Raw genomic sequence first — 21520 nt, forward strand, 5'->3', positions numbered from 1 at the left:
GCCCACCATTTCGCGGTCACCCTCCGCTGTCGTCCCGGACAAGCGCGCCCAAAGCGCGCGCAGATCCGGGACCCATAACCACAGGGAGTAATTGCGGGCAGGCTGGCAACTCCGAGTCTTCGCCAAACTTCTCCCTGGGGTTATGGGTCCCGGCCCCCCGCGCGCAATTGCGCGCTAGGCCGGGACGACTCGGGGCGAGAGCTTGCCCTACATTGACTCCCCCTCCCAAGTCGGGGAAAAGCGCGGCCGTGACGATCGCGCCCGACATTTCTGTGAAGCCAGACGGCGCCGAACGCCGGCTCATCCTTGTTGCCGTGCTGATCATCGCGGCGATGACCGTGCTCCGCATCGTCTATGCCTCCGCGATCGAGCTGCGCACGGATGAGGCCTACTACTGGACCTGGTCGAAGGAGGCCGCGCTCAGCTTCCTCGATCATCCCCCCGGCATCGCCTGGCTGATCCGTTTCGGAACTGCAATCTTCGGCGACACCCCGCTCGGGGTGCGCTTCGGCGGCATCGTCGCGATGCTGGTGACGCAGCTGCTGCTCGCCGACATCGTCCGCCGCCTCACGCATGACGCACGTGCGGTCGTGGTCGCCGTGCTGATGCCGGAGGCCGCGCTTTACTACGGGCTGCTGATGGCCAAGATTGCGCCTGATGTCGCCATGATCCCGTTCGCGGTTGCGATGGTCTGGGCCCTGGTGCGGCTTTCGCAAAGCGGCGACGGCCGCTGGTGGCTGGTGGCCGGCCTGTTCGCTGGGCTCGCGATGCTGTCGAAATTCACCGTGATCATGTTCGCGCCGGCCGTTGCCGCTTTTCTGCTGGTGCCGGACTGGCGCGGGCGCTGGCTGCGCAGCCCTTACCCTTATCTCGCCGTGCTGGTCGCGCTCGCGGTGTTCTCGCCGGTGCTGATCTGGAACGTGCAGCACGATTGGGCCTCGATCCGCTTCCAGGGCGTCCGCGCCACAACCAGTTACGGTATCTCGCTGCGGACGGTCGGCGACTACATCGGCTTGCAATTCGGCCTCGTCGGCTTCGTCATGCTGCCGGTGGTGATGTCGGCGCTGCTGATGACGGCGTGGCGCGGCTATCGCACGCGCGAGCCGGTCGCGATCCTGCTGTCGACCGCGGTGCTGGTGCCGTTTCTCTATTTCCTGGTGAAATCGCTGACGCTGCGGGTCGGCGACACCTGGCCGATGTTCATGTGGCCGGTGGGCTTTGCGGCTGCGGCCGTGAACCTCGTGATGCTGCCGCGTGAAAAATGGTCAGCGCGGATGATCCGGTCGACCCTGTTCTGGGTGAAGACGGCGATCGTCTCTGGCATCGCCTTCGTCGTCATCGTGTTCCTCTACTATGTCGCTGCGCCCTGGAATCTGCTCGGCAAGATCGATCCGATCGGCGCCGAGGCCGGCTACGAGCAGGTCGTGGCGCGCGCGCAGGCCGCCCTCGACGAAACAGGCGCGACCTGGATCGCGACCACGGACTACCGCACCTACGCCATGATGCGCTGGCTGTTCCGGGGCCGCGTGCCCGTCATCGAGATCAACGAGCGCAGCCGCTTCCAGGATTTCCGCGATCCCGGCATGGACAAGATCAGAGGCCGCGCGGGCATCTATGTCGGACGTGAGCCGGATCACCGCGCGTCACTGTGGCAGAACATCCCCGCCAAGCGCGAGCAACTCGGCGAAGTCGAACGCCGCTGGCGCGGCGTCGTGACGGACACCTATGTGATCGAAAAGCTCACCGGCTGGATGCCGGAGCTCTCGCCGCCAAAAGACTCGCCGCTCTTCCAGTGGCGCGTGCTGGCGGGCGAGTTCGAAAAGCGATCGCCCGCCTAGCGCGCCTTCTCTTACCCTCCCCTGGAGGGGGAGGGTCGATCGCGCGTAGCGCGAGCGGGGTGGGGTGATCTCTCCAAGCAGGCAGTGTTCGAGGTGGAGAGACCGTCACCCCACCCCGTCTCATATTTCGCTGCGCTCAATATGAGCCGACCCTCCCCCTCCAGGGGAGGGTAAGCGAGAGCCGCTACTCTTCTCCATCCTTCTTCCGCAGCAGATCCGTCGCTAGATCCGACAGCTTCGGCTGCGGCAGCGCCGCGAACGGCAGCGGCCTCGTCACGTCGATTGCGGCCAATCCCAGCCGCGCCGTCAGCAGTCCGTTCAGCACGCCTTCGCCCAGCCGCTGCGACAGTTTTGCCGCGATGCCGTGGCCGAGCATCTGCTGCACCAGGCTGTCGCTGGCGGCCATGCCGCCGGTGATGGCGAGATGGGCGATGACGTGGCGGAGCAGGCGGATCATGCCGAGTGCGCCGGGGCGGCCGCCATAGAGATAGGCGAGCTGGCGGATCAGGCGCAGTGCGGCCACGAACACGAACAGCACGTCGATCGCGGCGCGCGGCGAGACCGCGGTGACGATCGAGACCTTTTGCGCCGCTGACGACACCAGCCGGCGCGCCTCGGCATCCAGCGGCGACATCAGCTCGCGCTCGGCGAGGCGGATCATGTCGGCGCCGTCGATGATCTCGCCGGCATGGCTCTCCAGCGTCGCGCGGGCACGCGCAAGCTGCGGGTTCTGGTGCGCGATCTTCAGGAGGTCCTGCACGATGACGCGGCTTTCCTTGCGGTCGTCGCTCGCCAGCACCGCGGCGGCGCGCGCATGCAGCTTCTCGATCGTCGCGAGGCGCGCCAGCCCGAACGCCTCGCGCCCGATCACCACCGCGAGCGCCAGCGCGGTGACGAGCGCCAACCCGAGCCCGACGAAGCCGAGGCTTTCGCTGCGCGCAAACAGATCCTCGATCAGACGGACCACGCCGAGCCCTGTGCCGAGCAGCGTCAATCCCGCGAGGCCCGACCAGAACAGCGTGCCCCAGGGAAAGCCGCGCCGCGCCGGCATAGCGGCTTGAACCGGCACCGGCAGCGCCATTGGATCGGGCTCCGGCGTGATCTGGATGGTGGCGCGGCTGAGCCGGCTGGTCTCGTCGGCCTCGGTGACGACGACACCGGGATCGTCGAGCCGGAACGTCGCCGGCCGCCGTGGCTTCGATCGGTCGTTCATGACAGCTTGTCTCCGATCAGGAACTGCAAGGCACGGTCGAGGCGGATATGTGGCAGCACGGGCTCGTCAGCACCCTCGCGTTCGAGCTTGGGCGGGCGGAAGCGCAGAAAACGGAAATCGCTCTTTTCGGCGGCTTGCGTGGACAATCCGCGGAACGCATCCGCGCCGTTGAAGAGCGGCTCGGGATCCAGCGGCAGGTCGCCGGGAAAGGTCGCAACCTCCGTGTTGCCGTCGAAGAACTCGCCGCCGGCGCTTTCGCCCGCGGTCGGCGTGCCCAGGATCGACGGCAATTTGTCGTGGCCATGCGCCACCTGCGCTTCGCGCGTAGCGCGGACGGCGGCGAGCGCGACGACGTCGATCGCAGCGCCGGTATCTTCCGCACGCGCGACAGCACGCGAGACGGCGCGGCGCAGCACGGCCTCTAACCGGTCGTGGCTGGAATGATGCAGATGGTCCGCCTTGGTCGCCGCGAACAGGATGCGGTCGATGCGCGGCCGGAACAGGCTGGAGAGCAGGGTGCTGCGGCCGATGTTGAAGCAATCCAGAATGCCGGCGAGCGCGGCTTCGAGATCGTGCAGCGCCTCGGGGCCCGAGTTGAACGCGGCGAGCGCATCGGCCAGCACGATCTGACGATCGAGCCGCGCGAAATGATCGCGAAAGAAGGGCCGCACCACGACGTCCTTGTAGGCCTCGAAGCGGCGCACCATCATTGCCCACAGCGATCCCTCCGGCGCCTGTCCGCCCACGGGCACGTCGAGCGGTGCAAAGGTCAGCGCCGGCGTATCCGCGAGACTGCCCGGCATCAGGAAGCGCCCCGGCGGCAGCAGGCTCATGGCAAAGCGCTCGTCGCGGCAGGCGCGCAAATAATTGGTGAAGAGCTTGGCGGCCGTGAGCGTCGCCTGCTCGTCCTCGCGGGCCTCAGGCTTGAGCGTTGCGAGATGCGCATGCCATTCGGTCGCAAGATGCGCGCGCGGCGCCTCGCGCGACAGCGCCAGGCTTTCCGCGGACCATTGCTCATAGCTCTTCTGCAGCAGCGGCAGGTCGAGCAGCCATTCGCCGGGATAGTCGACGATGTCGAGCGTCAAGGTGCGGTCGGCGCCGTTCGGGCGCTGGTAGTCGATGACGAGCCTGAGCTCGCTGATGTCGACGGTGGAGTTCGGCCAGCGCCGTTCCTCGACCAGTGCGCGCAGATGGTTCTCATAGGCAAAGCGTGGCACGGCATCGTCGGGCTGCGGCGCCAGATGCGCCCGCGCGATCCGGCCCGAGGCATAGGCCTCGAACACCGGGAAACGGCCGCCACGCGTCAGCCCATGAATCAGCGCGGTGATGAATACGGTCTTACCGGCGCGCGACAGGCCGGTGACACCAAGCCGCACCGTCGGATTGAAAAAATGCTCGCCATAGTCGATCAGCGCCCGGGCTGACAGCCGTGCCTCCTCGACCATATCCTGGAAACTGAATGCCATATGAACGTGAGAGGGCTCGGGCGGGGATACGCAAATTGAACTAGTCACAAAAGTGGCAACTGCCTGAGGAAATTCAAGCTTTCATACTTCCACCGCCTTTGTCGGCAAATCAGCCGTTTGAACGACGCGCCGGGTCCGAAACACCCATACAAGAGGGCATTGCCTTAGCCTTTGCGGATTGCCATGACCGTCTTCCAGCTGAAACAGTTTGCATCCTCCTCCGTCCACGCCGCGGCCGACGTGATCGGCTGGAACTACGACCGCGCCGAGCTGATCGCCGACGGTGTCATCCACGCAATCGGCGTCCTCGCCGGCATCGTCGCCGCGACCGTGCTGGTGGTGCTGACGGCGGTCTATGCCAGCGCGACCGACATCGTCGGCGTCTCGATCTATGTCGCCGGCCTGCTGTCGATGCTGGTGCTGTCGGCGACTTATAATCTCTGGCCGGTGTCGCCGGCGAAATGGTTGCTGCGGCGGTTCGATCATTCGGCGATCTATCTCTTGATCGCGGCGACCTACACGCCGTTCATCCTGGAGGTGAAGGACAGCGTGTTCGCGCTGGTGCTGCTCGCCGGCGTGTGGTTCGTCGCCATCCTCGGCATCGTGCTCAAGCTCTTCTACCCCGGCCGGTTCGACCGCGTTTCGGTCGGCATCTATCTGGCGATGGGCTGGAGCGGCGTGATGCTGTACGACGCCGTGGTCAGGGCGCTGCCCGCGCTGGTGCTGGGCTTCATCCTTGCGGGCGGCCTGCTCTACAGCTTTGGCGTGATCTTCCATGCCTGGCGGCGGCTGCGCTTCCAGAATGCGATCTGGCACGGCTTTGTCTTGGCCGGTGCGGCGTGCCATTATACCGCGGTGCTCGACCTCGTGTTGAGCTGAGCAGGCCCCGCGACGCGGAATAAGCGGCGCGGTATAAAGCGGTACAAGACAATACAAGACAGAGGAGACGTCGCATGCAGGTGACCGGCAAGGTCGTGGTCGTCACGGGCGGCGCAAACGGTATCGGCAAGGCGCTGTGCGAGGCCTTTCACAAAGCGGGCGCCGCCAAGGTCGTCGTCGCGGACATGGACGCCGCCAACGCGCGGGCTGTCGCCGCCATGGTCGATGGCGCGGCGTTCAAATGCGATGTCGCGCAGGAAAAGGACATCGCCCACGTCATCGAGGAGACCGAGCGGCAGTTCGGCCCGATCGAATTGTTCTGCTCCAATGCCGGCATCGGCGGCGGCTTCGATCCGATGTCGGTCAATGCCGGCGGCGCCTCCGACGAGCCCTGGCAGCGCAGCTGGGCGATCCATGTCATGGCGCATGTTTATGCGGCGCGGCATCTCATCCCCCGCATGAAGGCGCGTGGCGGCGGCTATTTCCTCAACACGATCTCGGCCGCAGGCCTCTTGTCGCAGGTCGGCAGCCCCGCTTATTCGACGACGAAGCACGCCGCCGTGGGCTTTGCCGAGAACCTCGCGATCTCGCACAAGGCTGACAACATCAAGGTCTCGATCCTCTGTCCGCAGGGCGTCGACACCAACATGCTGCGTTCGATCCCGAAGGGCCCGCAATCCGGCGACGGCGACCTGACGCCCGAGCAGGTCGCCATTGACGTGCTCGCCGGCCTCGAGCAGGAAACCTTCCTGATCCTGCCGCACCCCCAGGTGCTCGGCTACATGCGCAAGAAGACCGAGAATTACGACCGCTGGATCGGCGGCATGGCCAAGATCCAGGCGAAGATGCGGGAGGAGTTCGGGAAATAGGGGAGGCTCGTGCCGCGCCCACCGCTGTCATTCCCCGCGAAAGCGGGGAATCCAGTACGCCGCGGCCTATCGATTGAACCACTGATGTCTCGGAGTACTGGATCGCCCGGTCAAGCCGGGCGATGACACCGAGAGTATAGAAGCAGCTTCAACAATCCAGCGGGTCACGCCGCCGACCGCGCCACTTCCTCCACCCGGCTCTCCCTCAGCGCCCGCGCGTAGAGCATCATTCCCTCGCGCACCTTGCGCTGCTCGGCCGCCGTCAGCGCGGCCAGCGCGCCGCTCACCTGCTGTCGGCCGAACGCATGCAGCGCCTCCAGCGTGCGCCGGCCCTTTGCGGTCAGCGACAGCAGCTTGCTGCGTGCATCAAGCTCGTCAGGTGTCTCACGCAACTCGCCGCAATCGATCAGCTTGCGCACCAGGCGGCTGACGCTGGATTTCTCCAGGCGCAGGAAATCGCCGAGCTCGCCCGATGCCATGGGACCGCGGATGCCGATCTCCAGGATCGTGTGCACCGCCGAGGGCGGATAGTCCGAGGCCGCCACCGTCGCATCCATGAAGCCGAGCTCGCGCACCATCAGCCGCGAGGCGGCGCGGATGTCGTCGATCAGCGAAAGCTCGGCCATCTTGACTCCCGGCATATAGTTGTACCATACAACTATATGCGCGCAGCGCCGCGCGCAAGCATTTTGGAGTGGGCCATGACCGGAACTTTGCCAGCAGGTCAGCGGATGAGAGGCAAGGTCTGCCTGGTCACCGGCGGCGGCAGCGGCATCGGCCGCGCCACGGCCCTGAGGATGGCCTCTGAAGGGGCGGAAGCGGTCATCATTGCCGGCCGGCGCGAAGCCGAGATCGAGGCGACTGCCGTGGCGTGCCGCGCGCTCGACACGGAGGCGATCGCGCTCAAGACCGACATCACGCGCGAGGACGAGGTCGCGCACCTCATCGGCACGGCGGTCGAGCGTTGCGGCCGGCTCGACGTCGCCTTCAACAATGCGGGTTTCCAGGAGCGCCGCGCGCCGCTGGAAGAGCAGGGCACTGACATCTACGACAGCGTGTTCGATACCAATGTCCGTGCGTTGTTTCTCTGCCTGCGCCATCAATTGCCGGCGATGCTGGCGCAGGGCCGCGGCAGCATCGTCGTCAACGCCTCCGTCAGCGGCATGCGCAACCCCAATCCCGGCTTCTCGCTTTATTCGGCCTCGAAAGCCGCCGCGATCTCGCTGACGCGCTCGGCGGCGATGGAGAACGCCCCGCGCGGCATCCGCATCAACGCCGTCGCGCCCGGCCGCGTCGTCACCGACATGATGCTGCGCGCCGGCGTCGGCGATGTCGCAACGGTCGGCGCCGGCCTGCCGCTGCGCCGGATGGGCAGCCCGGAGGAAGTCGCGGAAGCCGTGGTGTGGCTTTCGTCGGATGCGTCGTCCTATGTCGTCGGCCACGTGCTCGCGGCGGATGGCGGATTTTTGGCGTCGTAGTTGCGGGTGGTGGTGCGGCAAACTCGATGTCGTCCCGGCCTAGTGCGCAATTGCGCACGGGGGCCGGGACCCATAACCCCAGGGAGTAGTTGTAGCGCGAAGCCGCCCACCACGAGTCATCGCCAAACTCCTGCCGGTGGGCATGGGTCCCGGCCTGCGCCGGGACGACAACTCAATGCTTCTGCCCGTACAGCACCGGCACCGCCGAATCCACGACCACCTCGACGAGGCTCGTGCCCTCGAACGCCATCCCGCGTTTCAGCGCCTCGCCGAGTTCCGTCGCCTTGCTCACCCGCACCGCATCGCAGCCCATGCCTTCGGCGATCTTCACGAAATCGATCCCTGGCAGCTCCAGCCCCGGCACGTTCCTGACCTGCATCACCTGGCTGAACGAGCGCATCGCGCCATAGCCGGAATTGTTGATGACGACCACGGTCAGCGGCAGCTTGCGCTGCGCGGCGGTCCACAGCGCCTGGATCGAATACATCGCCGAGCCGTCGCCGATCAGGCAGACGGTGCGCTGTTTCGGCTTGCCCAGCGCCATGCCGACGGCGGCGGGCAGACTATAGCCGAGACCGCCGCTCGCCATGGTGTAGAAGGAATCCTGGCCCCGCATCGGCAGGAACTTTTGCATCGCCGGCCGGTGTGAGGGCACTTCCTCGACCAGCGATGCGCCGTCAGGCATCGCCTGCGACAGCGAGTGCAGCAGGAATTCGACCGGCAGCGGATCGGCGGCCTGCGGCGCCGGCGGCAGCATGCGGCCCTTTGGCGTGGCGCGCTTGCTCTCGGGCAACAGATCCAGCAGCAGGCTCAGTGCCGGCTTCATCGTCGCGACAATGCTGGTGCCGACCGGCGTCACCGCCGCCGCATCGGGATCGTCGGTGATCTGAAAAATCGTCGCGCCGCCATCGAAGATCGCGGCATGGCCCTCGACATGGAAGGTGAACACCGGCGCGCCGATGACGACGACGAGATCGTGCTCGCGCAGCGCATCGGACAGCTGCGCCGGCGATGCGTGCAGGAAGCCCGCAAATTGCGGATGCCGCTCGGGGAACGAGCAGCGTGCCGAGAACGGGCTGACCCAGACGCTGGCCTTGGCCTTCTCGGCCACGCGCACCATCAGATCGACCGCGCCGGCGCGGTCGACGCCGGGGCCGGCGACGAGGGCAGGGTGTTTTGCACAGCCGAGCGCTGCGACCAGCGCCTTCATCGCGTCAAGCTCGGGCCCGATCTCGCGGCTGACCTTGCGCGCCTCGACCGGCGCGCATGCGTGCGCCCAGTCGTCGATCGGGATCGACACGAAGGTCGGCCCGCACGGCGGCTGCATCGCGGTGTAATAGGCGCGCGCGATCGCGGCCGGCACATCCTCGGGCCGCGCCGGCTCGACGCTGTATTTGACGTAAGGCCGCGGAAACTCGGAGGCGCGCTCGGCATAGAGAAACGCCTGCAAGGGGAGGATCGAGCGCGCCTGCTGGCCCGCGGTGATCACCAGCGGCGTCTGGTTGCGATGCGCGGTGTAGATGTTGCCGAGCGCGTTGCCGACGCCGGCCGCCGAATGCAGGTTGACGAAGCCGGCATTGCGCGTCGCCTGCGCATACCCGTCGGCCATGCCGACCGCACTCGCCTCCTGCAGCGCAAGCACGTAGTCGATGTCATCAGGCCAGTCGCTCAGGAACGGCAGCTCGGTTGAACCAGGGTTGCCGAACACCCTGTCGATCCCGAAGGCGCGCAGCAGGTCGAGCGTCGCCTGCTTCACGGTGACGGACTTGCTGCCGGTCTTGCCGTTCTTGGCCATGGTTTCCGTCCCCTGTTGTTTATTGAAGGTAGCAGCCTCTTCCCGTCATTGCGAGGAGCCCTTGCGACGAAGCAATCCAGACTGTCTCCGTGGAGGGATTCTGGATTGCTTCGCTGCGCTCGCAATGACGACGGGGAGACAGCAGTGGCTCACCACGCCGCCGTCCCCTTCATCGTCGGCTGCCCTTCCGCATTCGCGGTCCACAGCTCCATGCCCGCCTCGGTCTCATTGGCATTGACGGAGAACTCCGTCCCCTCAAACAGCGGCTGAAGCCCGCGATAGGTGAACTTCTTCGGCGCCTTGCCGCCGTGCAGCTTTGCCGCCATCTCGATGATCAGCGCCGCCTGCAACGGGCCGTGGAAGATCAGGCCCGGATAGCCTTCGACCTTGGTGACGTAGTCGCGGTCGTAGTGGATGCGGTGGCCGTTGAAGGTCAGCGCGGAATAGCGGAACAGCAGCACGGGATCGGACACGTGCGTCTCGCGGTGCTGAGCCTTCGGCGGCGGAGGCGGCGTCTTGCCGGCGGCGGGTGCACTGCTCGTCATCTCGCGATAGACGATGTCCTGCCGCTCGCGGATGGCGATGCCGCGTGGGCAAGAGATGCTGTGCTCGACTGAGACGAAGCACAGCGTGCCGGTCGAGCCGGTCTTGACCTGCACGTCGGCGATGCGCGAGGTCCGCGTCGATTCATCGCCGACGCAGAGCGGCTGTAAAAATTCGATCTCGCCGCCGGCCCACATCCGGCGCGGCAGCGGCACCGGCGGCAGGAAGCCGCCGCGCGCGGGATGGCCGTCGGGCCCGAGCATCGACATCGGAAACACCGGCTGTGCCAGGCACCAGTGTACCGTGAACGGCGCAGCGTCGCCCTTTTTGGGCTCGCCGACCTCCTGGAACAGCGTCGCGCGCAGGCCCATCACGAGCTGCGCGGTGACGATGTCGGTGGCCTCCGTGCTGCGGCCGATCCATTGCCGCAAGTGATCGATGTCGAGCTTCTCGGTCATGACGCTTCGCTCTGTTATTTCTTGGATTGGCGACGTTCGCCGATCGCGGGCACGGCACCATAGCTGCGCGCCTCGCCGACGATGATCGGCGCCGGCGCGGGATAGCTGACGCGGCCGTTCGGCGTATCGACCTCGATGCGGCGCAGATGCGGGTGGTTGGTGAGGTCGGCCATGGTGTTGACCTCGGCAAAGGCGATGTCGGCATCCGACAGCCGCTTCAAGAGCTCGTCGCGCGTCATCCTGCCGAAGATGTCGGCGACGGTCTTGTCGGTGAAGTCGCGGTTGCGCACGCGCTCGACCATGTTGGCGACACGGGGATCGGCGGGCAGGTCCGGCTGATCCAGCACCTTTGCGCACAGCGTCTTCCACTCCCGCTCGCTCTGGATCGAGATCAGGATGTCCTTGCCGTCCTTCGAGGTGAATACGCCGTAGGGCGCGATCGAGGGATGGCGCAGGCCCATGCGCTTGGGCGGATTGCCGGCCTCGGCGTTGAGCAGCGGCACGGTACACCAGTCCGCCATCACGTCGAACATGGAGATGCGGATGTCACAGCCTTTGCCGGTGCGGCCGCGCGCGATCAGCGCTTCCAGGATGGCCGCATGCGCGGTGGCGCCGGTCGCAACGTCCACGATCGACATGCCGACGCGCGAGGCGCCGTCGGGATTGCCGGTGATCGAGGCCAGCCCGCTCTCGGCCTGGATCAGCAAATCGTAAGCCTTGCGGTGCGCATAGGGGCCTTCGTCGCCATAACCGGTGATCGTGCACGAGATCAGCTTGGGATAGTCCTTCAAGAGCCGCTCGCGCGAGAAGCCGAGCTTGTCCATCGAGCCGGGCTTGAGGTTCTGGATCAGCACGTCGGCGCTGGCGATCAGCTTCTCCAGTTCGGCGCAGCCTTCTTTGGTGGCGAGATCGACCACCGCCGATTGCTTGCCGCGGTTGAGCCACACAAAGTAGCTGCTCTGGCCCTTGGCCGCCGCGTCATAGCCGCGGGCGAAATCGCCTTCCGGCCGCTCGATCTTGATCACCTCCGCGCCGGCATCGGCCAGGCGCGAGGAGCAGAACGGTGCCGCCACCGCCTGCTCGACCGCAATCACCCTGATCCCGTCAAGTGCGCCCATGATTGTTGCCTCAGTACGAGCGCGGCATGCCGAGCACATGCTCGGCAACGTAGGACAGCACGAGGTTGGTCGAGATCGGCGCCACCTGATAGAGCCGCGTCTCGCGGAATTTGCGCTCGACGTCGTATTCCTCGGCGAAGCCGAAGCCGCCATGGGTCTGGATGCAGGCATTCGCCGCTTCCCAGGACGCGTCCGCCGCCAGCATCTTGGCCATGTTAGCCTCCGCGCCGCAGTCGAGCCCGGCCTCGTATTTGCGCGTGGCCTCCTTCACCATCAATTCGGCCGCGCGCATTGAAGCGTAGGCCTTGGCGATCGGGAACTGGATGCCCTGGTTCTGGCCGATCGGACGGCCGAAAACGCTGCGCTCCTTGGCATAGTTCGTCGCCTTGGCGATGAACCATTTGGCGTCGCCGACGCATTCGGCCGCGATCAGGATGCGCTCGGCATTCATGCCGGAGAGGATGTAGCGAAAGCCCTTGCCTTCCTCGCCGATCAGATTCTCCGCCGGCACCTTCATGTCGGTGAAGAACACTTCGGTGGTGGCGTGGTTCATCATGGTGCGGATCGGGCGGATCTCGAGGCCATTGTTCTTGGCCTCACGCATGTCGACGATGAAGACCGACAGACCATCGGTACGCTTCTTGGCCTGCTCCTTCGGCGTGGTGCGCGCCAGCAGCACCATCAGGTCCGAATGCTCGGCGCGGCTGGTCCAGATCTTCTGGCCGTTGACGATATAGCTGTCGTTGCCTTCCTTGCGCGCAAAGGTCTTCAGCGAGGAGGTGTCGGTGCCGCTGGTCGGCTCGGTGACGCCGAAGGCCTGCAGGCGCAATTCGCCGCTCGCAATCTTCGGCAGATACTTTGCCTTCTGCTCGGCATTGCCGTGCCGCAGCACCGTGCCCATCGTGTACATCTGCGCGTGGCAGCCGCCGCCGTTGCACCCCGCGCGCTGGATCTCTTCCAGGATCGCCGCCGCGGCCGAGAGCTTCAGCCCCGCGCCGCCATACTCTTCCGGGATTAGCACCGAGAGGTAACCGGCCTCGGTCAGCGCATCGACGAAAGCCTTCGGGTAAGCCATCTCGCGATCGAGCTTGCGCCAGTATTCGCCGGGAAACTGCGCGCAGAGCTTTGCGACGGCTTCGCGGATGTCGGCGTGATCTTCGGTGTGGTGGTCTTCACTCATGGCGTTTCCCGTATCTAGCGGCAGTTAAGATAACGCCGGCCGATCCTCAGGCGTTGTGAAAACAACGCCCGCCCCCTATGCTCATTTGTTATAGCGTATGGAGTAGCCTTCCAGGATTGGCAAGCATGGATTTCCGGCAGCTCAGGACCTTCAGTTGCGTGGCGGAGCTCGGGAGCCTGTCCAAGGCCTCCGACACGTTGCGCGTGGCGCAGCCGGCGCTCTCCAGGCAGATCAAGCTGCTGGAACACGAGCTGCGCACCGAGCTGTTCACCCGCAATGGCCGCGGCATGGTGCTGACCGATGCCGGCCGGCTCCTGCTCGCGCGCACCTCCGGCATCGTGCGGCAGATCGACCAGATCCGCGACGACATCCAGTCGGCCAAGGGGCCGCCGTCGGGCCAGGTCGTGCTTGGCCTGGTTCCAACGGTGAGCTGTGTATTGTCGGCGCGCTTTGCGCGGCGCTGCGTCGAAAAGTTTCCCGGCATCTCGCTGCGCATCGTCGAGAGCTACAGCGGCCATCTGGTCGAATGGCTGCATCGCGGCGAGATGGATCTCGCCATCCTCTACGGCCGCTCGGCGGATCTGCATCTCAACGTGCAGAGTCTCGGTCGCGACAACATCGTCGCGGTCGGCCCGGACGGCTGCGGCCTTGCGCGCAAGAAGAGCGTCGACATCGGCTGGCTGCTCCGGCAACGCCTGGTGCTGCCCAGTCATTCCCATGGCCTCCGCGCGCTGATCGAGCACGCCGCCGCCCAGCGCAAGATCAAGCTCGACGTCCAGCTGGAAGCGGATTCGTTCCGGGTGCTAACGAGCCTCGTCGAGGAAGGGCTCGGCTTTGCGCTGCTGCCGCCCTCGTCGGTCCATGGCGAGGTCGCGGAGGGGCGGCTGGAAACCACCGCCGTGTCGAAGCCGATGACGCGCGAGCTCATTTTCGCCTCTCCAATCGACCGCCCGGCCTCGACGGCGTCGCTGGCCGTCACCGCGCTCCTGCGCGAGGAAGTCGCCGCCTGCCGCAAGGAAGGCGTGTGGGACATCAGGCTGAGTTAAATGCCCTTGTGTGGTAGAACAGCTGCGCGCCGCGTTGCCTTCGCATCTGGCGCGACCTGTCATGCCAGAATTTTATAGCTGGGAAGGTGTGATAGCGGAGCGTTAGGGGCGTGCTCCCAGCCCCACCCTCGGTGTCATTGCCCGCGAAGGCGGGCAATCCAGTATTCCAGAGGCCGCACGGCTAGAACCGAGAAGCCGCGGCGTACTGGATGCCCCGCCTTCGCGGGGCATGACAGCGGAGTTTGGAGAGGCGCCTTGGCTCAGGGCACTCCACAGAACGAGCTTACCCCGGAATCCTCACCGGCAGCGACTCATACCCCTTGATGAAGCTCGAATAGATCCGCTTGGGGTCGCCGACCACCTCGATGCGGTCGAACCGCTTCAGCATCTCCTCCCAGACGATGCGCAGCTGCAGTTCGGCGAGGCGCATGCCGACGCAGCGGTGGATGCCGAAGCCGAAGGAGAGATGCGTGCGCGGGCGCGGGCGGTCGATGATGAAATCGTTCGGCTGCTCGAACATCTCCTCGTCGCGGTTGCCGGAGACATACCACATAACGACGCGGTCGCCCTTCTTGATCTGCCTGCCGCCGATCTCGGTATCCTCTAGCGCGGTGCGCCGCATATGCGCCAGCGGCGTCTGCCAGCGGATCACCTCCGGCACCATGGAGTCGATCATTTCAGGATTGGCGCGGAGCTTGTCGTACTGGTCCGGGTTCTCGTTCAGCGCCAGCACCGAGCCGGTCATGGTGTTGCGCGTGGTGTCGTTGCCGCCCACGATGAGCAGGATGATGTTGCCCATGAGGTTGTCGGGGTCCATGTGGCGCGTGGCGTCGTTATGGGCCATCAGCGACAACAGGTCGTTGCGCGGCGCGGAGTTGACCCGCTCGTTCCACAGCTTGGACATGTAGGCGTAGCATTGGTCCATCTCGCGGCGGCGCTCCTCGGCCGAGGCGACGATGCCGCTCTTGGGCAACGCGGTGGAGACGTCGGACCAGCGCGTCAGCTTGCGCCGCTCCTCCCAGGGGAAGTCGAACAGGGTCGCCAGCATCTGCGTCGTCAGCTCGATCGAGACGCGCTCAACGAAATTGAAGGTCTCGTTGCGCGGCAGATTGTCCAGCACGGTCTGCGAACGCTGGCGGATCAGCTTTGCCAGCTCGTCCAGGTGTGTCGGCGTGAACATCGGCGACACCGTCTTGCGCTGCGCGGAGTGCCGCGGCTGGTCCATCGCGATGAAGCTCGGATAGTCGTAGCCTTCCGGCACGTCCCGGATCGAGATGCCGCCGAGCGTGGAGTCCGACGAGAAGATGCCGTGATTGGTGTCGACATGCATGATGTCATTGTATTTCACCACCGACCAATAGGGCTCGATCGGTGCATTGGTGCAGTAGTGCACCGGTTCTTCGTTGCGCAGCCGCTCGAACCACGGCCACAGCGTGTCGTCCTGGAACAGCCGTGGCGCGCCGGGATGGAATTGCGACAGCGGCGTCGCATAGGCCTCCTCGCGCGCCCTGCGCATGCGTTCGGCCTTGTCCACTTTAGCCGGCGCTTGGATGTTCATGGTTGTGGCTCCAGTTGGTTCTTCCTTTGCCTCTCCCCGCTTGCGGGGAGAGGCCGGATCGCATCGTTAGATGCGATCCGGGTGAGGGGGACTCTCCACGATTCGGCTGTCACCGTCCCCGTGGAGACTCCCCCTCACCCCGACCCTCTCCCCGCAGGCGGGGAGAGGGGGGGTCTTCTACGCCGCAATCTTCACCGGCAACGTCTCAAGTCCCTTCACGAAACTCGAATAGACCCGCTTCGGTTCGCCGACCACGTCAATATGGTCGAAGCGCTTCAGAATCTCCTCCCAAATAATCTTGAGCTGGAGTTCAGCAAGCCTGAGGCCGACGCAGCGGTGGATGCCGAAGCCGAAGGAGAGATGCGTGCGCGGCCGGGCGCGGTCGATGATGAAATCGTAAGGTTTCTCGATCGCCTCTTCGTCCCGGTTGCCCGAGACGTACCACATCACGACCTTGTCACCTTTCTTGATCTGCTTGCCGCGGAACTCGAAGTCAGCGAGCGCGGTGCGCCGCATATGCGCCAGCGGCGTCTGCCAGCGGATCACTTCGGGGACGAAACTGTCGAGCAAGGCGGGGTTCTCGCGCAGCTTGCGATATTGCTCCGGATGTTGGCTCAGCGCGAGAAGCGAGCCCGACATGGTGTTGCGCGTGGTGTCGTTGCCGCCGACGATCAAAAGGACGAGATTGCCGAGGAAGTTCTTCGCGTCCATGTCGCGCGTGGCGGCGCCATGCGCCATCATGGAGAGCAGGTCGCTCTTCGGCGGCTGCTCGCTGCGCTCCTTCCACAGCCGCGCAAAATAGGCCGCGCATTCCGTCAGCTCGGCCTGCCGCTCGTCCTCGGTGGCGACGAGGCCATCGGGGCCGGGGATGGTGGTGGCGATATCCGACCAGCGCGTCAGCTTGCGGCGGTCCTCCCACGGGAAGTCGAACAGCACCGCGAGCATCTGCGTGGTGAGCTCGATCGAGACGCTGTCGACCCAGTCGAACACCTCGCCGCGGGGAAGATTGTCCAGGCACTCCGCCGAGCGCTTGCGGATGTTGAGCGCGAGATTGTCCAGGTGCGTCGGCGTGAACATCGGCGCCACGGTCTTGCGCTGCGCCGCATGGCGCGGTGGGTCCATCGAGATGAAGCTCTCGCGGCGCAGATCCGGGTCGATGTCGCGGATGGTGATGCCGCCGAGCGCGGAGGCCGAGGAGAACACCGAATGGTTGGTCTCGATCTCCATGATGTCGTTGTAACGCGTCACCGACCAGTACGGCCCGAACATCGAGTCCTTGCAGTAGTGCACGGGATCTTCCCGGCGCAGGCGATCGAAATAGGGCCAGAACGTATCGGTCCTGAACAGTTCCGGATCGCCCGGATCGAACTGCTCCAGCGGCAATGACGACGCGCGCTCGCGAAGTGCGTCGAGCTTGGACGCGTTCTCGATGGTCCCATGCATGACCGTTCTCCCTGGCGTTCTTCCGCGCGTCTTTTTCTGAATTCTGCGCTGCGGTATTTGATTTGCAATTACAGCCCGTTGTCCGCGCCGGAGCAAGGGAGAGTTTTGCCACATCCAACCTTTGCGAGAGGGGCGACGGGATCGCACCAGCGTGACCTGCCGCACGCCGTCCGATCTGAAATCATGCAAGAAATCGACCGAAATCGGGGCAAATCGAACCCGCCCATCTTGGGGATCGACCAATCTCTGATCTATAGTTTGACCGCAGCAGATGCGCACCCCGAGGTTGCCGCCGTGAACGATATGCAATGGACGCCCATCGGCTCCGAACCCGTCCCGCCGCCATTGCCACCGACGTGGGTCGATTTCAGTGGCAATCGGTCCGGGTTCCTCAACATGGTCACCAAGGGTGCCATGCTCGAGCTCGTCACCTTCGGTTTCTACCGGTTCTGGCTCGTCACCGACATCCGCCGTCATCTCTGGTCGAACACCGCGATCGACGGCGACGCCGCCGAATATACCGGCCGCGGCAAGGAGCTCCTGGTCGGTTTCCTGTTCGCGCTCGCGATCCTGGTGCCGATCTATCTGGCCTACTTCCTCATCGGCATCGAGTTCGAGCGCTGGCAGGGGTTTGCCTCGACGCCGCTGTTCATCAGCTTCTACGCTTTCGGCCAGTTCGCGATCTTTCGCGCGCGGCGCTATCGCCTGACGCGAACGGTCTGGCGCGGCGTGCGGTTCTGGATGGACGGATCGGGCTGGGCCTATGCGTTCCGCGCCATGGCGTGGGGCCTCCTGGTGTTCCTGACCCTCGGCCTGGCGCTGCCCTGGCGGGAGGCTTCACTCGAACGTTACAAGATGCAGCACACCCATTACGGCGATTTGCGCGGCGATTTCGCGGCCGACGGCTGGACCTTCTTCAAGCGCGGCTGGTGGCTGTGGCTGCTCAGCCCGATCGCGCTGATCATCTTTCCGCTCGCGCCGTTCTTCTATGCCGAGTTCAAGGCGCGCGAGTGGCGGTGGTGGCTGGACGGCATCCGCATCGGCGGAGTCCGCCTGTCCTCGGAATTGCCCCACAACGCGTTCTACGGCCTGTACTGGAAGGTGATCGGCTGGTGGACGCTGCTCTCGATGATTTTCGGAGCCTATCTCGGCGGCGCCACCGCGCTCGTCGTCCAGCTGAGCGGCCTCTCGGCCGAGCAGCTGTTCGGGCCCGACAATACCGCCAAGAGCATCCCGATGCTGGTGATCATGGTCATCGGTTACTTCGCGCTCGCCCTTGCCCTCAACATCGTGATGCGCGTCTATCTTCAGCGCGATCTCTGGGCCAAGGTGCTGGAGACCGTCGCGGTGCACAACATCGGGGCTGCCGCGGACGTGCGCGGCAGCGGCGAGCTTGCCAGCGCGCTTGGCGAAGGTTTTGCCGACGGGCTCGATGTCGCGGGATTCTGAGCTGTGAGTGAGTTGTCTACCGAGGCCCCGGCGCAGCCGGCCAAGCCGACCATCTTCTTCGACGGCGTGTCGAGCCGCAGGCGACAGGTGACGCTGGCGCTCGGCGATGCGCTCGAGATCATTGAGGACGACGGAACGCCCGTGCGCTGGACCTATGCCGACATCCGTCGCGCCGACAGTCCGGCTGGCGTCCTGCGTCTCGCCTCGACCTCCGCGCCGCCCCTGGCGCGGCTCGAGATCCGCGACGCTGCGCTCGCGGCCGAATTGATTGCCCGCTGCACCCGTCTCGACGAGCATCAGACCTCGCGCCGCGGTATCGCCAAGATCGTCGGCTGGTCGATGGCGGCTGCCGTCTCCATCGTCTGCGTCGTTCTGTTCGGCGTGCCGCTCGCCGCCGACCGTCTCGCGCCGCTGGTGCCGAAGCCAATCGAGCGACGCATTGGCGATGCGTCGGAAGTTCAGGTGAAAACCATCTTCGGTCGCAATGTGTGCGAAGACCCCGCCGGCAAGGCCGCCTTCACAAAACTAGTCAACCGCCTGCGCGATGCCGCGGGCCTCGACGACGATTCCATGACGGCCGGCGTGCTGCCGACCGCGGTGCCGAATGCGTTCGCGCTGCCCGGCGGCAAGGTCTATTTGCTGAAGGGCCTGCTCGACAAGGCGGAGAACCCCGACGAGATCGCCGGAATCCTCGCCCACGAGCTCGGCCATCTCAAGCATTACGACAACATGCGCGGCCTGATCTACAACGGCGGCACTTCGTTCCTGATCGGGCTGCTGTTCGGCGACGTCACCGGCTCGAGCGCCGTGATCTTCGCCTCGCGCAGCGTGGTCGAAGCTTCCTATTCGCGCGAGGCCGAGACCGCTGCGGATACGTTCGCGATCGAGATCATGCACAAGCTCGGCCGTTCGCCGAAGCCTGCGGCCGAGCTGATGTTCCGCATCACCGGCAAGGAAGGCGGCTCCGGCCTGACGAATATCCTCGCCAGCCATCCGCTGACCGAGGACCGCCTCGCGCGCATGACCAGGGAAGATCGCCCCGCCAGCGGCCCGCCGCTGCTGACCGCCAAGGAGTGGCAGTCGCTGAAGCTGATCTGCGGCAGCGGGAAAGTTTAGCTATCGCGTCCCGTAGGCGCGATCGCCGGCGTCGCCGAGGCCGGGCAGGATGAAGCCGTTCTCGTCGAGGCCTTCGTCCACCGCCGCTGTCCAGATCGGCACATCAGGATGCAGCCCGCGCAGCCGCTCTAGTCCTTCCGGCGCTGCGATCAGGCAGGCAAGGCGGATGTCCCTGGCGCCGCGTTCCTTCAGCCGGTCGATGGCGGCGACGGCCGTGTTGGCGGTCGCGACGACAGGCGTCACCACGATGGCGAGGCGCTCGCCGAGATCTGACGGCGATTTGAAGAAATATTCGACCGCGGCAAAGCTGAGCGGCTCGCGGTAGAGGCCGATATGCGCGACGCGCGCGGTCGGCACCAGGTCCATCATCCCGTCGACGAAGGTGGTGCCGGCGCGCAGCATCGGCACGAACACCAGCTTCTTGCCGGCGATCTTGGCCGAGTGCATCGTCGCCAGCGGCGTCTCGATGACGGTGTCAGCGAGCGGCAGGTCGCGCGTCACCTCGTAGCACAAGAGCATGCCGATCTCCTTGATCAGCTCGCGGAACGACTTGGTCGAGATGGATTTGTCCCGCACCAGCGTCAGCTTGTGCTGCACCAGCGGATGATCGACGATCGTGACGCCTTCCATGTAACGCTCCTAACGAAATGCGCGTTTGGTTGAAATGCAACGAGCCGGCGCTTCTTCCTTCTCCCCTTGTGGGAGAAGGTGGCGCGAAGCGCCGGATGAGGGGTATCTCTCCGCGAACTCCAGTGAGAGACGTGCCTGCGGAGACATACCCCTCACCCGGCTTCGCTTCGCGAAGCCACCCTCTCCCGCAAGGGGAGAGGGTTAGAAAACCGTGCCGTCGCTGATCACCTTGAGCGGCGGCGAACCATCGGGGCGGCGCGCGAAGGCGATGGTGCGGCCGGCGGCCCAGGTGCCGCCTTCCAGAATGCTGGCGAGAGGCAATGTCTCGGGCGTGCGGCCGAGCTTGGCGCGAACCAGGTCGGCGAGCCGGTCGAGCAGCGCAACCGTCAGCGCGCGCCACTCCACGACGAGCAGGGAATCCACCGCATGCGCACGCTCGGCGTCGGCCGCATCGCGCAGGCGCAGCACCTCGTGATCGACGAACAGGCCGCCATTGCGGTACTCGGCAAGCCCCGTGAGGCCATCGATGTCGTTGACTTCAAATCCGGCGCGCTGCAGCGGCTCGATCAGCGAGTAGCTCAGCCATTGCGACAGCTTGTGCAGGGGAACGAGACCGGCCGTTCCGTCGTCCGCCTTGATCGCCGGATGCCGCCAGCAATCGCCGAGCGGGACGCCCGCGAGTTCGAGCCGCGATGGCCAGATCGGGCCGAGCTGGTTCAGCACCGCCGACAGGATCGCGGGCGCGGCGACAGTACCGCCGACGGCTTGCGCTGTGATGTGATCGAACAACCCGCCCGGCCGCGGCGTGTCCTGCATGCCGAATACATCCGCACGCTCCGAGACCTGCTTGCCCAGACGCCGCAGCAGGTCGGTGCGTCCTTCGAGGCCGAGCAGCGGATTGGCATCGCTGACCTGAAAGGCGGAGGTGAGGGAGGCGAGGGGCAGCTTTGCCAGCAGGTCCGCATCGGCCCTGAACGGCGCACGGGCGTCGTGCGAGAACAGCCCGCTCGCGAACATGTCGAGGCTCGCAATGGCAAGCCCTTCGGACCGGCCGATGGCTTCGCCCGTCACCGCGTCGCGATATCGCCACGCAGCGCCGGCGCCGGCGTCGAGCAGCACGCTGACGATTGCAAGGTCGAACTCCGCGCGCGCTCGCGCCGCGCGATCGGGCCACGATGCAGCATTCGCAAGCCGCGCCCAGCGGTCGACGCCGCCGAGTACGAAGTGCCGCCACCGCGCGTGGAAGGGGACATCCAGCGTCGGATAGGCCTTTCGCGTGACCGCGAGCACGGCATCGGCAACGCCATCCATGCGGCCGAGATCGATCGTGAAATGTGTGAGCCCGCCGGCGAGGCCAAGCTCGAGCATCTGCCCGGCGCGCGCGCGCACCGCCTTTGCGGTGAGCAGCGCGCGTGCCTGCAATTCCGAAGCCTCCGCCATC

Annotated in this window: 18 protein-coding genes; 7 read left to right on the plus strand and 11 right to left on the minus strand. The window is 65.6% G+C overall.

Annotated features, from left to right (window positions below; all coding sequences use genetic code 11):
* The first annotated feature begins 332 nt into the window (after positions 1-332).
* Positions 333-1838: a glycosyltransferase family 39 protein gene (locus GGD63_RS27850; RefSeq protein ID WP_210315999.1), complete on the plus strand. Its 1506-nt coding sequence runs from the start codon at positions 333-335 to the stop codon at positions 1836-1838.
* Positions 1839-2022: 184 nt separating this feature from the next.
* Here the strand turns inward: GGD63_RS27850 and GGD63_RS27855 are convergent, their stop codons facing one another.
* Together GGD63_RS27855 and GGD63_RS27860 are read right to left on the minus strand one after the other, a co-directional pair.
* Entirely contained in the window at positions 2023-3051 is a 1029-nt protein-coding gene (locus GGD63_RS27855; RefSeq protein ID WP_183246587.1) for a YcjF family protein, read from the minus strand.
* Positions 3048-4517: a YcjX family protein gene (locus GGD63_RS27860; protein ID WP_183246589.1), complete on the minus strand. Its 1470-nt coding sequence runs from the start codon at positions 4515-4517 to the stop codon at positions 3048-3050. Before GGD63_RS27860 ends, GGD63_RS27855 begins: the two co-directional genes overlap by 4 nt.
* A 183-nt stretch (positions 4518-4700) precedes the next feature.
* Between GGD63_RS27860 and trhA the strand changes: the two genes are divergently transcribed.
* Both trhA and GGD63_RS27870 read left to right on the plus strand, forming a co-directional pair.
* Complete coding sequence (gene trhA / locus GGD63_RS27865; RefSeq protein WP_183246591.1) at positions 4701-5396, plus strand: PAQR family membrane homeostasis protein TrhA; 696 nt, start codon at positions 4701-4703, stop codon at positions 5394-5396.
* A 74-nt stretch (positions 5397-5470) separates the two neighbouring features.
* Entirely contained in the window at positions 5471-6265 is a 795-nt protein-coding gene (locus tag GGD63_RS27870) for an SDR family oxidoreductase (protein WP_183246593.1), read from the plus strand.
* A gap of 164 nt (positions 6266-6429) precedes the next feature.
* Here GGD63_RS27870 and GGD63_RS27875 read toward each other — a convergent pair whose 3' ends face one another.
* Positions 6430-6891: a MarR family winged helix-turn-helix transcriptional regulator gene (locus GGD63_RS27875; RefSeq protein WP_183246595.1), complete on the minus strand. Its 462-nt coding sequence runs from the start codon at positions 6889-6891 to the stop codon at positions 6430-6432.
* A gap of 75 nt (positions 6892-6966) precedes the next feature.
* Between GGD63_RS27875 and GGD63_RS27880 the strand changes: the two genes are divergently transcribed.
* Positions 6967-7743 carry an SDR family NAD(P)-dependent oxidoreductase gene (locus GGD63_RS27880; protein ID WP_183246597.1) on the plus strand — a complete coding sequence of 259 codons (777 nt, stop codon included), beginning with the start codon at positions 6967-6969 and terminating at the stop codon, positions 7741-7743.
* A 172-nt stretch (positions 7744-7915) separates the two neighbouring features.
* Here GGD63_RS27880 and mdlC read toward each other — a convergent pair whose 3' ends face one another.
* From mdlC to GGD63_RS27900, 4 genes are all read right to left on the minus strand, one after another.
* Positions 7916-9538 carry a benzoylformate decarboxylase gene (gene mdlC / locus GGD63_RS27885; RefSeq protein ID WP_183246599.1) on the minus strand — a complete coding sequence of 541 codons (1623 nt, stop codon included), beginning with the start codon at positions 9536-9538 and terminating at the stop codon, positions 7916-7918.
* 149 nt (positions 9539-9687) lie between these two features.
* The gene (locus GGD63_RS27890; RefSeq protein ID WP_183246601.1) at positions 9688-10539 is read right to left on the minus strand and encodes a MaoC family dehydratase N-terminal domain-containing protein; all 852 of its coding nucleotides are present in this window, start codon (positions 10537-10539) and stop codon (positions 9688-9690) included.
* A gap of 14 nt (positions 10540-10553) precedes the next feature.
* On the minus strand, positions 10554-11657 hold the full coding sequence (locus tag GGD63_RS27895) for a CaiB/BaiF CoA-transferase family protein (RefSeq protein WP_183246602.1): 1104 nt from the start codon (positions 11655-11657) through the stop codon (positions 10554-10556).
* A 10-nt stretch (positions 11658-11667) separates the two neighbouring features.
* A complete protein-coding gene (locus GGD63_RS27900; RefSeq protein WP_183246605.1) occupies positions 11668-12837 on the minus strand; it encodes an acyl-CoA dehydrogenase family protein in 1170 nt (389 codons plus the stop codon).
* 125 nt (positions 12838-12962) lie between these two features.
* On the opposite strand from GGD63_RS27900, the gene GGD63_RS27905 reads away from it, so the two are divergent.
* The gene (locus GGD63_RS27905) at positions 12963-13883 is read left to right on the plus strand and encodes a LysR substrate-binding domain-containing protein (RefSeq protein WP_183246607.1); all 921 of its coding nucleotides are present in this window, start codon (positions 12963-12965) and stop codon (positions 13881-13883) included.
* Between the two features lie 283 nt (positions 13884-14166).
* Here the strand turns inward: GGD63_RS27905 and GGD63_RS27910 are convergent, their stop codons facing one another.
* Both GGD63_RS27910 and GGD63_RS27915 read right to left on the minus strand, forming a co-directional pair.
* Entirely contained in the window at positions 14167-15441 is a 1275-nt protein-coding gene (locus tag GGD63_RS27910; protein ID WP_183246609.1) for a cytochrome P450, read from the minus strand.
* A gap of 177 nt (positions 15442-15618) precedes the next feature.
* A complete protein-coding gene (locus GGD63_RS27915) occupies positions 15619-16884 on the minus strand; it encodes a cytochrome P450 (protein ID WP_183246611.1) in 1266 nt (421 codons plus the stop codon).
* A 294-nt stretch (positions 16885-17178) separates the two neighbouring features.
* Here GGD63_RS27915 and GGD63_RS27920 point away from each other — a divergent pair, with 294 nt between their 5' ends.
* Positions 17179-18333 (plus strand): YjgN family protein, encoded by a 1155-nt coding sequence (locus GGD63_RS27920; RefSeq protein ID WP_409334099.1) that lies wholly within the window; start codon positions 17179-17181, stop codon positions 18331-18333.
* Positions 18334-18336: 3 nt separating this feature from the next.
* A complete protein-coding gene (locus GGD63_RS27925; RefSeq protein ID WP_183246613.1) occupies positions 18337-19449 on the plus strand; it encodes a M48 family metallopeptidase in 1113 nt (370 codons plus the stop codon).
* Here GGD63_RS27925 and upp read toward each other — a convergent pair whose 3' ends face one another.
* Positions 19450-20079 (minus strand): uracil phosphoribosyltransferase, encoded by a 630-nt coding sequence (gene upp / locus GGD63_RS27930; RefSeq protein WP_018643697.1) that lies wholly within the window; start codon positions 20077-20079, stop codon positions 19450-19452.
* Positions 20080-20280: 201 nt separating this feature from the next.
* Complete coding sequence (locus GGD63_RS27935; RefSeq protein ID WP_183246615.1) at positions 20281-21519, minus strand: URC4/urg3 family protein; 1239 nt, start codon at positions 21517-21519, stop codon at positions 20281-20283.
* Position 21520 lies beyond the last annotated feature (1 nt).

The sequence above is a fragment of the Bradyrhizobium sp. cir1 genome (assembly GCF_014198245.1).
In the GTDB taxonomy this organism is placed as follows: Bacteria; Pseudomonadota; Alphaproteobacteria; order Rhizobiales; family Xanthobacteraceae; genus Bradyrhizobium.

Bases quoted from the DNA above. Each gene is read 5' to 3' on its own strand.
- GGD63_RS27850 (WP_210315999.1), top strand. From the start codon at position 333: ATGACCGTGCTCCGCATCGTCTATGCCTCCGCGATCGAGCTGCGCACG.
- GGD63_RS27855 (WP_183246587.1), bottom strand. From the start codon at position 3,051: ATGAACGACCGATCGAAGCCACGGCGGCCGGCGACGTTCCGGCTCGAC.
- GGD63_RS27860 (WP_183246589.1), bottom strand. From the start codon at position 4,517: ATGGCATTCAGTTTCCAGGATATGGTCGAGGAGGCACGGCTGTCAGCC.
- trhA (WP_183246591.1), top strand. From the start codon at position 4,701: ATGACCGTCTTCCAGCTGAAACAGTTTGCATCCTCCTCCGTCCACGCC.
- GGD63_RS27870 (WP_183246593.1), top strand. From the start codon at position 5,471: ATGCAGGTGACCGGCAAGGTCGTGGTCGTCACGGGCGGCGCAAACGGT.
- GGD63_RS27875 (WP_183246595.1), bottom strand. From the start codon at position 6,891: ATGGCCGAGCTTTCGCTGATCGACGACATCCGCGCCGCCTCGCGGCTG.
- GGD63_RS27880 (WP_183246597.1), top strand. From the start codon at position 6,967: ATGACCGGAACTTTGCCAGCAGGTCAGCGGATGAGAGGCAAGGTCTGC.
- mdlC (WP_183246599.1), bottom strand. From the start codon at position 9,538: ATGGCCAAGAACGGCAAGACCGGCAGCAAGTCCGTCACCGTGAAGCAG.
- GGD63_RS27890 (WP_183246601.1), bottom strand. From the start codon at position 10,539: ATGACCGAGAAGCTCGACATCGATCACTTGCGGCAATGGATCGGCCGC.
- GGD63_RS27895 (WP_183246602.1), bottom strand. From the start codon at position 11,657: ATGGGCGCACTTGACGGGATCAGGGTGATTGCGGTCGAGCAGGCGGTG.
- GGD63_RS27900 (WP_183246605.1), bottom strand. From the start codon at position 12,837: ATGAGTGAAGACCACCACACCGAAGATCACGCCGACATCCGCGAAGCC.
- GGD63_RS27905 (WP_183246607.1), top strand. From the start codon at position 12,963: ATGGATTTCCGGCAGCTCAGGACCTTCAGTTGCGTGGCGGAGCTCGGG.
- GGD63_RS27910 (WP_183246609.1), bottom strand. From the start codon at position 15,441: ATGAACATCCAAGCGCCGGCTAAAGTGGACAAGGCCGAACGCATGCGC.
- GGD63_RS27915 (WP_183246611.1), bottom strand. From the start codon at position 16,884: ATGCATGGGACCATCGAGAACGCGTCCAAGCTCGACGCACTTCGCGAG.
- upp (WP_018643697.1), bottom strand. From the start codon at position 20,079: ATGGAAGGCGTCACGATCGTCGATCATCCGCTGGTGCAGCACAAGCTG.
- GGD63_RS27935 (WP_183246615.1), bottom strand. From the start codon at position 21,519: ATGGCGGAGGCTTCGGAATTGCAGGCACGCGCGCTGCTCACCGCAAAG.